An 11,910-nucleotide genomic window follows, 5' to 3' on the forward strand; every position below is an offset into this window, starting at 1 on the left:
GCGTTAATTACCAGCAGGAATGGCGTATAGAATAATCTCTATACCAAAATCACCGTGGCAATGGAGTCTAAATTTGTAGTTTGGGTTGAGCGCTATAATTTGCTGTGCAATTTGCCATAAGTGTTCCGGTTCGTGATAAACCGAGATCGCAAGCAGTGGTGTTGAGCCTTGAATAATTTGCTTAGCGCCTTCAAGTGCTTGGGGTTCAGTCCCTTCAATATCCATTTTGATAAAATTCACTTTGGAACCTATGCAGGCTTGATCAAGCGCTACAACGGGTAAAGAACTGCCCAGTTCAAGATTAGTATTAGTATCATCAAACTTCCCTTGAGACTGGCAGGCATCAAAATTCAAAATTGTATTCGAATGCCAAACGCCACACGGGAATAAATAGGTATTAAACGGCTGCTCGACGAGTGCAGCGGCCTTTTTCTGCAACGCCCCGTAATTAGCCGGATCGGGCTCAAAACAGATCATTGAATTCAGGTTTAAGCCGGCTTGGCTTAGCGTTTCAACCGCGCTATCTATGGTATCGCCAATATATGCACCGCAGTCTACGAAATTAATGCCGTTTTGCCACATCGGGAGTTCAAGCAACCAAGGTGGAAAATACTGCACCAAAAAGTCATTTTCAACATAGTGCTTGCCATCGACATAACGTCTAAACTCGATGATGGTATCTAAACAAGCTTTGCTTTGCTCATCCTCAAGGCTTTCTCTAAGCCATGCGAGTTCTGTAGCATCACTAATAACACTGTGTTTGAGTTTGTCTTTATAGTTGGTGCTGAAAAAGTAATCTAGTACATAAGGATATTGCTTAATGATTTCGTTCATATTTAAGCAAGATTCAACACCACTGTGTAACAGCTCTTGTTTTATTTTTTCACTGATGCATGACACAGACACCAGCAGGGGGACTGACTTGTCAGGAATGGTATCGGGACGATAAATTGGACATCCTTCAAACTCGGTTTCTTGGCAATATAAATCAACAAAAAAAGCGATTTTCACACCATTTTCGGTAAGGGCTTTATAGACTTTTTGTCCGTTTCCACCAGCGCCATAAATAGCTACATGTTTGTAATCTAGCATTTTTACTCCTGTTAACCGAGTTTGCTTTAGTAATTAGTTAGATACTTTTTCCCACAGCTCTGATTCAACAGAAGCTTTGGCAGCACTAAATAAGTTCATGCCACTTTTAGCTTGCTGCAGGCCAAAAACATAGCTGCTCTTTTCTGGCGAATTAGACAAATATTGCGTCAACTCAGTGTGAATATCGGTATAAAGGTTAGAGAAGGCTTCGACAAACCCTGTTGGATGTCCGGGTTTCATTCGGTTATACCTTAACTGATTGGCATATTCACACTGACCCGCACGGTCTAAGATCTCTCTTCTGCCATCGTTATAATTGAGCTCCAGTTCATCCGGGTTTAGCTGTATCCAACGCGCACTGCCTTTATCGCCATATATTCTAACCTGTAAGCCATTTCGATGACCAATAGCGGTCTTTGACATCCACATGCTGCCTTTTATGTCGTTCGGGTATTTTAATAACAAGAAAGCATCATCAACGAGATCAGGGTACTGAGAATGGTTGGCAAATTGCGCGATGGTGTGTGTCGGTTCCAGCTCAAGCAGATAGCTAGATAAGTGATGAAGGTGAACACCTAAATCTAAGCAAATAGTCGGAACTTCACAATCTTTTAAACGCCATGCTTGTGGCATAGACGGTTTACCTGCAATATCGGGTGGACGTCTGAACCCTTCTTGCGGCATTTCTAAATGAATTTTTTGAATTGTGCCGAGCGCCCCTTGGTTGACCAAGTGTTTTAATTCCCTGACCATAGCATAGCCACTGTAGTTATAGGTGACCGCAAGGAAATGTTGATTGCTGTCGTAGAGCTTTTCAAGACGCTTGATTTCACTTGGGCCAGTAACTAGCGCCTTTTCACAAATGATAGGGATATTACTTTCTAATAGTGTTTCAAGGACTTCAATATGGTGCGGTGTTGGCGTAAGAACGACGACGGCATCAAATAGTTCTCGGCCTTCGCGAATTAAAGCCTGCCAAGTTTCAAAGACATTCTCAACCGGTACTCCCCAGCGCTGGCCTGTCGCGATATTTTCGGTTTGATCTCTAGAAAAAGCGCCTGCAACGACCTCAAATTTATTATCAAGTTGAGTGGCTGCAAAATGCACGTAACCTACTGCGGAGTTGTTGCCTCCGCCAATGAAAGCAATCTTAAGTTTTACGTTATTTGTCGTTGTCATTAATTGGGCCTTCTTTCGGTGTTCTTGTTGTTATCGGCATCAAGGTCTAAATATTTATAGCTTCCAAAGCGCTGGATTAGTAAGTCGACTATCGTTGATAGATAAATCAGGTAGCTCAGAAAGGTTAATCGTATCGATTCGTTCGTATGCCTCGAGAATTTCACTTAGTTCGGCATAACTGTTTACGCCAATAATCACTTTTGCAATTTCCTGTTCTTTCAAAACGTATGCTAAACATAACGAAAGTAAAGAAGCATTCAGGTGTTTAGCGGTGTCATGAAATTGTTTAATGTAGGGCTTCCAAGGAGAAAAGTAGCTAGCCAACTTATCAATTGGCATCAACAAAAGCCCTTGCAAAAATGCCGAACGGGCGTGAATTTCTATGTTGTTATTTTGAAAATTTTGCAGGGCATTGCACTGTTTAAAATAGGTATCAAAAACATTGAAAGGTATTTGTACCAGGTTTATGTGGCCGTGACGCAAAATAGGCTCAATTTCGCAACCTGAATATACCGATATGCCAACCTTATCAATCAGCTTACTTTCTTTCATTTGTACCAAACGTTGCATAATCGGCTCAACACCCGATTTAAAAAGGTCACTGGCTTGGTGGAATAGTATTGCTTGCAAAGCTGGCGCTTTAAGTTCAGAAAAGCATCGATCTATGAACTGTTGATATCTTTCTGCGTCGTTTTCTTCAAACTGCGATTCCGTCAGCGGTGGCAGCTTAGACACGATATTAAAGTGGCGGTGTAAGTTTTGGTGTTTTGCCAATACTTTATGACTGTCTCCATAACCGAGCGCGGTGTCTATCGTAGCTATGCCGGCGTCATGAGCGAGGGTTAATATGCGTTCAACTTCGGCTTGAGTAGGACGTCCATTTTGATTGCTAACGCCATAATCTAAACCAAACTGAACTGTGCCTAACGCTAATCGCATAGTGCCTTACCGAGTTCCGCGATGACTTTGTTTTGTTCTTCTGATGTCATAGTGGGATAGAGCGGGATGGTAATGGCCTGCTGATAGTAAGCTTCAGCGTTGGGGAAATCCCCAGCTTTGAATCCCATGCTTTGATAAAAAGGCTGCAAATGAATCGGAATATAGTGCAAGTGGCTGGTAATACCATGCTCTCTAAGTAAACATATCAGTTGGTTATGACCCACTTTGAAATTTTCTTGCAGTTTCACGATATACAGGTGATAGCTAGATAGACAGTCTTCACTTTGTTGAAGATGCTCAATTGGAAACTCACTCAACCTTGTATAATAGATTGCGGCGAGTTGGTTTCTGCGCGCGACAAATTCATCTAATCTTTGCAGTTGGCTTAAGCCCAAAGCAGCTTGCAGCTCGGTCATACGATAGTTGTAGCCAAGTTCTAACTGCTGATAATACCAAGGCCCATGGCTTGGTTCAGTCATTTCTTCTTGTTTGTTTGTAATGCCATGGCTTCTGAGGCGCTGCAGACTTTTCAAAAGTGCAGCGTCGTTACAGGTTGCCATTCCACCTTCAGCAGAAGTGATAATTTTAACCGGATGAAAACTAAATACAGTGATGTCTGAGAACTCACAGCAACCAACGGGTTTGTTCTTGTATTTAGCGCCAATCGCGTGAGATGCGTCTTCTATGATCCTGATGTTATAACGCTGCGCCAAATTGTAAATTGTTTCCATATCACAAGATTGCCCAGCCAAGTGCACGGGAATAATAACCTTGGGAAGACAGTCTTGCTGAGCAGCTTGTTCTAACTTGATCGCCAGCGCCTCAGTAGACATGTTGCCGGTGTCCAGATCAATATCCACAAAATCGATTTGTGCACCGCAATATAATGCGCAGTTGGCAGAGGCTACAAACGAAATTGGAGAAGTCCAAACATAATCACCTGGACCTACACCCAGAGCCAAACAGGCAACATGAAGCGCTGAAGTTGCGCTGTTAGTTGCGCAGGCGTATGTTGCCTGACAATAATTCGCTATTGCGTGCTCAAATTCAGGTACTTTTGGACCTTGGGTGAGCCAGTCAGATTTCAACACCTCTAAAACAGCGTCAATATCTTGCTGGCTAATATCCTGTCTACCGTATGGGATCATGGCAGAGCCTTGGCGTTGAAGGCCTGGATCTCCTCTACAGAGAGGTAATGTGGGTTGCTCAAAGAATTATATTCAAATCCCGGTTGGACGGCTTTACCTTTTTCCCCTAACGCATTGATATCAAAACTGTTACTTCTACTACTGAATTTGATACCTGGCGCAATAACATAGTGGTCATCGAATTCAAAGGTATCAAAACATAAATCTTCGGGACACATCACTTCATGTAGTTTTTCACCGGGCCTAATACCAATGATTTTTTGTGGTAAATTTGGTGCCATCGCTGTCGCCAGATCGGTAATTCTAATTGAGGGTATTTTTGGAACGAAAATTTCTCCGCCGAGCATTCTTTCAAAGTTATTTAAAACAAAGTCCACACCTTGTTGAAGGCTAATCCAAAAACGCGTCATATCGGCATGGGTGATCGGAATGTGGTCTTTGCCTTCATCAATAAACTTTTGGAAGATTGGGACCACTGAACCTCGAGAGCACACTACGTTTCCGTAACGTACTACTGAAAACATGGTTTTATGCCCACCGGCAATATTGTTTGCTGCAACAAACAGCTTATCAGAAGCGAGCTTGGTGGCACCGTATAAATTGATGGGGTTGGCTGCTTTGTCGGTGGAAAGTGCTATTACTTTTTCTACATTGTTATCCAACGCTGCCTCAATGACGTTTTCAGCCCCATTAATATTGGTTTTGATACACTCCATCGGATTGTATTCTGCGGCTGGGACTTGTTTTAAAGCTGCCGCGTGGATCACATAGTCGACGCCTTGCATTGCTCTGCGCAACCGGCTTTTGTCGCGGACATCTCCTATGAAATAACGCATGCAAGGCTGATTAAACACTTGTTGCATCTCAAATTGCTTTAACTCGTCTCGTGAAAAGACGATTATCTTTTTGGGTTTATAACGCTCAAGCAAAGTCTTTACGTACTTCTTACCAAACGAGCCAGTCCCACCCGTAATCAATATTGTTTTGTTATCAAACATAGGGTATCCACCTAGAGGTGCAATCAATTCTTTACAGTATGCAAAGCATAAAACCCGCTGTACATACTTATTTTTCGAATAAAGTAACTACTACTCAATACTTTATATCAGTTCGACTATTTTTGCAGTAATTATGCCAGTGTCACTGTCAATTTTACGTTATAAGGTGACTTTTTAGCCAAATTGGAGTAGGGTTAAGTCTAGTAATAGTTGATGGGAGGCTATATGAAAATCCAATCACAAAGTACCAGTATCTTTAATCGTATTGAGCAGACTAGTAACAAACTCAATCAGCAGCTGTCTTCTGGTAAAAGAGTGAATTCAGCCGCAGATGATGCAGCTGCACTGCAGATTATCGATCGATTGACCTCTCAGCAGAACGGTTACAGCCAAGGTATTCGCAATGCTTACGATGGTATTTCCTATTCGCAAACGGCCGAGTCAGCTTTATCGGGGGTTAATGATGCGGTTTCTCGTATCAGGGAACTTTCAATTCAGTCAGGCAACGGGGCATTAACAGACAGTGACCGTCAAGCGCTGCAGGACGAAGTTGCTCAGCTACAAACGCAAATCACGGAAACTTTCGAAAACACCACGTTTGGCGGTGCGCCGTTGTTTAATGGTGAATCTACAAGTTTTCAAATCGGCCCTGATGCAAATACCACCAAGACGTTAGCTCAGTCTGATGGCAGTTTTGCAAATGACATCCTAACAGTTGATATTTCAACACAGGCAGGTGCACAAGCGGCTATTGATGTTGCTGATACAGTTGCTGAAGAGCTTAATAGTCAAAGAGCAGAACTTGGTGCGTTTGAAAATACTTTATCTAGTACAATTCGCTCGTCGAGCAACCAAAGAGAAAACATTGCTGCAAGTCAGAGTCGCATGCAAGACACTGATTATGCTCAAGCTGTAACCAATCAGGTATCGAACGATATTTTGTCACAAGCGTCAATTGCGCTTCGTGGACAAGCAAACCAATCGGCATCGGCCGTTCTGAATCTGTTATAAATTAATACCAAAGTATTGATTTAAAACATACCGAGTGGCAATTTTTTGGCGCAAATGTCAAAAAGTTGCCACTTAGGTATTGCATCCCTCCCTATCTCTCTTACAATCTAACTATTGATCTTAACGAAAGTAGATTGGACACCAAGTAATGGTCTTGATCTTAGATAACAATAATAACAGAGCGATTGGCTTTAGCGCATCGTTGAGCTTTGTTGGACAAGCTAACGAGTTACAACACGAAGCTGACTTTACGCTGGACAAAATTACTAAGTATCAAGAACCGATAATGGTACTTGGCGCGTTAAATGATAACTCCCATGAAGATCTAATTAAATCTCTTCCTGCAGTGCCTTTTTTGCTAGTTGGGGAAACGCTGCGTTCATTGCTTACCTTGCCCAACGTAATCGGCCTTATTACTGAGCCTTTTAGTCAAGATGTAACAATGCAGTTACTACATGACTGTCAACAATACTTGCGGATGCTTCCTAATAAAGACCAGAAAGTCAAAAGTAAAGTATTTGATGGCTTGGTCGGAGAGACGGAAGCTGTTAAAAATGTGCGCTTTTTGATTTCACAAGTGGCTAAAACTGATGCAAATGTTTTGATATTAGGCGAATCCGGCACGGGTAAAGAAGTAGTGGCTCGTAACGTTCATTTACTCTCAAAACGCGCACAGGGACCGTTTGTTCCTGTTAACTGCGGTGCGATTCCTGGTGAACTACTTGAGAGTGAATTATTTGGTCATGAAAAGGGCGCATTTACTGGGGCAATTTCAGCGCGCAAAGGGCGCTTTGAATTAGCGCAAGATGGCACATTATTTCTAGATGAAATAGGGGATATGCCGTTACAAATGCAAGTTAAGCTGCTTCGTGTTTTACAAGAACGTACATACGAGCGAGTAGGTGGGACTAAACCTATTCAGGCAAATGTGCGGGTTATTGCAGCTACCCATCGCAATCTTGAGAATATGATTGAGGAGGGTAAGTTTAGGGAAGATCTTTTTTATCGTTTGAATGTATTCCCTATTGAAAACCCTTCTCTTGCTGAACGTGCAGATGACATCGGTTTATTACTTAAAGAGCTTACACGCAGAGTCAGCGAGCAAACCGGTAACACGGTACAGTTTACGGACCGAGCCGTTGAAAGTTTAAAGTCGCATCAGTGGCCGGGCAATATTCGTGAATTGGCTAATCTCGTTGAACGCATGGTGATCATGTTCCCAGACAAAGTCGTTGATGTAACCGACTTACCTAATAAATATCGTTATATCGAAGTGGATGCATACGAGCCAGAATACCCTGAAGAATTGCTAGAGAAAGATGCATTTAACGAGTTGTTTAGTGAAGGTTTTAGTGAAGACGATGAAAGTTATCAAGAAGATATGATAGCAACTCAGCCAGATCCTGGTTTATTGCCTGAGGAAGGCATTGAATTGAAGGAATACTTGGCCGAACTTGAGATCAGCCTAATTAGTCAAGCATTGAACAGATACGATTATGTCGTAGCGCGTGCGGCAGAAATACTAGGTGTGCGTCGAACAACACTAGTTGAAAAAATGAAAAAGTATAACCTGAATAGGGATTAGGCTATTTGCCTTTCTAAACCTTAAGATGACAATGGGCTGACACCGATTACTATCGTCAGCGTTTTAGAGAGCTAACTTTAGGGTTAGCTCGATATATTCATTGAATGACTAACTGCAGAACCACTTCAGTATGGTCGTAATCGTCAGCCATTCCTTAACCCCGCGAAGTCGATATCCTTATACGAATCGATAATCACTTGCCTACAGATACAATTTTGCTGGTGATCATTAACCATGCCACACGCTTGCATGTGAGCATAAACCGTTGTTGGTCCTAAGAACTTAAAGCCACGTTTTTTGAGATCTTTGGCAAATACCTGACTTAGTTGGGTGGTAGCAGGAACATCAGTAGGTGTCTCAACCAAGTTCACGATGGGATGAAAATTTACAAATTGCCACTGGTATCTTGCGAAGCTACCAAACTCATTTTGGATCTCGATAAATTTTTGCGCGTTATTTATTGTGGCCGCAATTTTAGCTCTGTTTTTGACGATGCCATCAAAAGAGAGTAAGCGTTCAATATCCTCTTCAGTCATTTGACTGACTTGCTGTACATCAAATTGTTTAAATGCTTCTCGGTATCCGGCTCTTTTTTTTAAAATGGTGTACCAACTTAATCCCGCTTGCGCTGACTCAAGAGTTATAAATTCAAATAGACGTTGATCATCAAGTACAGGTCTTCCCCATTCCTCATCGTGATATTGCACGTAATCTGGTTTTGTTTCATCAACCCAGTAGCATCGTGTCACCTTCTTCTCCTTTAATAAAGTTCGGCTACGGATATTACGCTAGCATAACGCTGTATAAAAAAACAGTGTCAATTGTTTGTCTCGTATTGTCGCACTCTAAATTATTGATAATTAATCGTTTTAAAGTTGGATCGCTTTTTGCTTTACTAACTGTGTTATGAATTTATAGAGAGCGGAAAGATGGCATTAGCACATGTTATTAATCCACAATTTGTGCCAGCCTCTGGTCCATTTGGGCCGGGCTTATTACAAGAAGCTTATGTTGGTGAACTGAGCGACCTAAGACAGCAAGCGAGCTGGTTGGGTCATTTAGTTGACACAATGCCAGCTGGCGTAGTCGTTCTAGACGGTCAAGGTATGATAGCGAAGGCAAATCAAATTGCGATGGATATGCTTGGAGAGCCACTTGAAGGCGAAAAATGGTTCAATATAATCCAGCGTTCTTTCCGCCCTCAGCACGATGATGGGCATGAAGTGTCGTTAAAAAATGGCCGCTTGATCAAGTTAGAGATCACAGCATTAACTCCTGAACCGGGCCAGTTAATCTTAATGACTGATTTGACTGAAACGCGGAAGCTACAAAAGCGCGTCGCACACATGCAGCGTTTAAGTGCGCTTGGTAAAATGGTCGCATCGCTGGCACATCAAGTGAGAACTCCGCTTTCAGCGGCTATGCTATATAGCGCGCATTTGGGTTCGGATAGTCTACCAGCAGAGTCACGAGAAAAGTTTCATACCAAGTTAATGTCACGGTTAAAAGATCTTGAGAGTCAAGTTAATGACATGCTGCTATTTGCCAAAAGCGGTGAGCAGCAAGTCGTGGAACAAGTATCGATGCAGCAGTTATTAAGTGAAGTAAAAGCTGGTGCTGATGCCATGATTGAATTACATAAGGCGGAGTTAGTTGCGGAGTTGCCTGAGCCAGATATCGAAATTCTTGGTAATAAAACAGCCTTAGCAAGCGCCATTCAAAACTTAATCCACAATAGTGTGCAAATAATTGGTGCTGGTGCTCGAATAGAGATTAGCGCCCACCGAGATATTAAAGAAGGGTATGTCAGAATTTCAGTGACGGACAACGGACCTGGAATAAACGTTGACGAAGTAGAAAAGTTGTTTGAGCCATTCTACACCACAAAAGCGCAAGGCACGGGCTTAGGTTTGGCAGTCGTTAGTTCTGTTGCTAATGCTCACAAGGGGTATGCTCAAGCCCACAATGTTGAGGGTAAAGGAGCATGTTTTAGCCTAGTTTTGCCAGTTGTTGAAGCGGAGGATTTATGAGTAATAAGGTACTAGTAGTTGAAGATGATGCAGGTTTACGAGAAGCGTTAATCGATACACTCCAGCTTGCCAACATCGAATGTGAAGAGGCCAACAGTGCTGAACAAGCCGTTCTGATGCTTAAGCAAGAGGACTTTTCTCTAGTGGTCAGCGATGTACAAATGGGGGCAATGAGTGGACTTGATTTACTCAAGACCATCAAATTGAATTATCCCGAGTTGCCAGTTTTGATGATGACAGCTTACGCGACCATCGACGATGCTGTAGAGGCAATGCGTTTGGGCGCAATTGACTACATGGCTAAGCCGTTTGCACCAGAGGTACTACTGAATATGGTCAGTCGTTACTTGCCTGAGCAAGAACGCGAAACTGACGGTCCGGTTGTTGCGGATGAAAAAAGCTTACGGTTACTCGAACTCGCAGCCAAAGTGGCTAAATCGGAAGCCAGCGTTATGGTATTGGGCCCTAGCGGCTCCGGTAAAGAAGTACTCGCACGCTATATCCATGATAAATCCGAACGTGCAAATGAACCTTTTGTGGCGATAAATTGTGCGGCTATTCCAGAAAATATGCTTGAAGCCACACTATTTGGTTATGAGAAAGGTGCGTTTACTGGCGCTATTCAAGCCTGTCCTGGCAAGTTCGAGCAAGCTCAAAAAGGGACAATATTACTAGATGAGATCACCGAGATGGATTTGGGGCTACAAGCAAAACTGCTCAGAGTATTGCAAGAAAGAGAAGTTGAGCGACTAGGTAGTCGAAAAACAATTGCACTTGATGTCAGAGTTTTGGCGACGAGTAACCGTGATTTAAAAGAAGCGGTGGAAGATGGCATCTTTAGAGAAGACTTATATTATCGTTTGAATGTATTTCCGCTTGAGTGGTTGCCACTTAAAGAGCGACCAGGAGACATTACTGTACTAGCTGAGCATCTGTTGGTTCGTCATACGCAAAAAGCAAACAAACTTACGCCAAAGTTGAGTGCAGCAGCGAAGCAAAAACTTCAGTCTCATTCTTGGCCTGGTAATGTACGAGAACTAGATAATGTGATCCAACGTGCACTTATCCTATTTCAAGGTGATGAAATTAACGAACAGGATATCTTTATTGAAAACTTTGTGCCGACAGAAGTACATATTCCTGTGACTGAAACTGAACAAAATGTGCAGATCTTCGTTAACTCAGGTGTTGAAAGTAACTCAGACGACGACATGGTTAACTACAAAGAAGAGTTACAAGACAAAGAGCATCAAATAATTTTGGATACACTACAGAAGTTTAACGGAAAGCGTAAAGAAGTAGCTGAAGTGCTCGGTATCAGTCCAAGAACACTGCGTTATAAACTCGCGAGAATGAGAGATCTGGGCATTGCACTACCCGCGTGATATGACACTTTCTTGCATAACGTGACATCAACTCTCTACAGATTAGGAGCTTATTCTAGGCTCCTAATCTTCATTTATCTCACTTGCCAAAAATATGACGTACCAAAAACACTGTAACCTTTTGAATTTAAAGGCTTAAATAGTTGGCATATATCCTGCTTTATCCACTTCAAGTAAAGTTAATTTGGATAAGCATCATGAAAGTACAATCATCAGCGCTATTTCAAGAAATGCAAGCGATGGCTACAGAGGCAATGAGACAATCTCAACAGCCTTCATTGCCTGTAAAGACAGCGGCATCTTCATCCAGCCAGTTTGGTGACATGTTGTCAGATGCAATCAACACGGTTAACGGCCTTCAAAAAGACGCTAAGCAAAAAGTGACCGCCGTTGAAATGGGTGATCGTAGCGTGTCTTTGGCTGAAGCCATGATTGCAAAGCAAAAGTCGTCTGTGGCATTCGAAGCAACAGTGCAAGTGCGTAATAAGCTCGTTGAAGCTTATAAAGAAATCATGAGCATGCCGGTTTAATAGAGTAAGTGGA

At 42.5% G+C, this 11,910-nt stretch carries 11 protein-coding genes; 5 read left to right on the top strand and 6 right to left on the bottom strand.

Going from position 1 to position 11,910, the window contains the following annotated elements:
- Nucleotides 1–3 precede the first annotated feature (3 nt).
- From ACSLBF_RS05670 to pseB, 5 genes are read right to left on the bottom strand one after another with little or no spacing between them, the layout of a single operon-like run.
- Nucleotides 4–1,092, bottom strand: a complete 1,089-nt coding sequence (locus tag ACSLBF_RS05670) for an FkbM family methyltransferase (protein WP_440055633.1) — start codon at nt 1,090–1,092, stop codon at nt 4–6.
- A gap of 33 nt (nt 1,093–1,125) precedes the next feature.
- The gene (locus ACSLBF_RS05675) at nt 1,126–2,271 is read right to left on the bottom strand and encodes a Gfo/Idh/MocA family protein (RefSeq protein WP_440055634.1); all 1,146 of its coding nucleotides are present in this window, start codon (nt 2,269–2,271) and stop codon (nt 1,126–1,128) included.
- A 54-nt stretch (nt 2,272–2,325) separates the two neighbouring features.
- Nucleotides 2,326–3,210 carry an aldo/keto reductase gene (locus tag ACSLBF_RS05680; RefSeq protein ID WP_440055635.1) on the bottom strand — a complete coding sequence of 295 codons (885 nt, stop codon included), beginning with the start codon at nt 3,208–3,210 and terminating at the stop codon, nt 2,326–2,328.
- On the bottom strand, nt 3,201–4,358 hold the full coding sequence (gene pseC, locus ACSLBF_RS05685; protein ID WP_440055636.1) for a UDP-4-amino-4,6-dideoxy-N-acetyl-beta-L-altrosamine transaminase: 1,158 nt from the start codon (nt 4,356–4,358) through the stop codon (nt 3,201–3,203). The genes ACSLBF_RS05680 and pseC overlap by 10 nt, the downstream gene beginning before the upstream one ends.
- The gene (gene pseB / locus ACSLBF_RS05690; protein ID WP_440055637.1) at nt 4,355–5,356 is read right to left on the bottom strand and encodes a UDP-N-acetylglucosamine 4,6-dehydratase (inverting); all 1,002 of its coding nucleotides are present in this window, start codon (nt 5,354–5,356) and stop codon (nt 4,355–4,357) included. The genes pseC and pseB overlap by 4 nt, the downstream gene beginning before the upstream one ends.
- 225 nt (nt 5,357–5,581) lie before the next feature.
- Between pseB and ACSLBF_RS05695 the strand changes: the two genes are divergently transcribed.
- Together ACSLBF_RS05695 and ACSLBF_RS05700 are read left to right on the top strand one after the other, a co-directional pair.
- Nucleotides 5,582–6,367, top strand: coding sequence for a flagellin N-terminal helical domain-containing protein (locus ACSLBF_RS05695; protein ID WP_440055638.1), 786 nt, complete (start codon nt 5,582–5,584; stop codon nt 6,365–6,367).
- Between the two features lie 148 nt (nt 6,368–6,515).
- On the top strand, nt 6,516–7,952 hold the full coding sequence (locus ACSLBF_RS05700) for a sigma-54 dependent transcriptional regulator (RefSeq protein WP_440055639.1): 1,437 nt from the start codon (nt 6,516–6,518) through the stop codon (nt 7,950–7,952).
- A gap of 143 nt (nt 7,953–8,095) precedes the next feature.
- On the opposite strand, the gene ACSLBF_RS05705 is transcribed toward ACSLBF_RS05700, so the two are convergent.
- Nucleotides 8,096–8,701 (bottom strand): DNA-3-methyladenine glycosylase I, encoded by a 606-nt coding sequence (locus ACSLBF_RS05705; RefSeq protein WP_440055640.1) that lies wholly within the window; start codon nt 8,699–8,701, stop codon nt 8,096–8,098.
- A gap of 180 nt (nt 8,702–8,881) precedes the next feature.
- Here ACSLBF_RS05705 and ACSLBF_RS05710 point away from each other — a divergent pair, with 180 nt between their 5' ends.
- The 3 genes from ACSLBF_RS05710 (at nt 8,882) to fliE (ending at nt 11,897) form a co-directional block, all read left to right on the top strand.
- Nucleotides 8,882–9,982, top strand: coding sequence for a sensor histidine kinase (locus ACSLBF_RS05710; protein WP_440055641.1), 1,101 nt, complete (start codon nt 8,882–8,884; stop codon nt 9,980–9,982).
- Nucleotides 9,979–11,367: a sigma-54-dependent transcriptional regulator gene (locus ACSLBF_RS05715; RefSeq protein ID WP_440055642.1), complete on the top strand. Its 1,389-nt coding sequence runs from the start codon at nt 9,979–9,981 to the stop codon at nt 11,365–11,367. Before ACSLBF_RS05710 ends, ACSLBF_RS05715 begins: the two co-directional genes overlap by 4 nt.
- Before the next feature lie 197 nt (nt 11,368–11,564).
- Nucleotides 11,565–11,897: a flagellar hook-basal body complex protein FliE gene (fliE, locus tag ACSLBF_RS05720; protein WP_440055643.1), complete on the top strand. Its 333-nt coding sequence runs from the start codon at nt 11,565–11,567 to the stop codon at nt 11,895–11,897.
- The last annotated feature ends 13 nt before the right edge of the window (nt 11,898–11,910 follow it).

The sequence above is a fragment of the Pseudoalteromonas sp. T1lg65 genome (assembly GCF_051930985.1).
GTDB lineage: Bacteria > Pseudomonadota > Gammaproteobacteria > Enterobacterales > Alteromonadaceae > Pseudoalteromonas.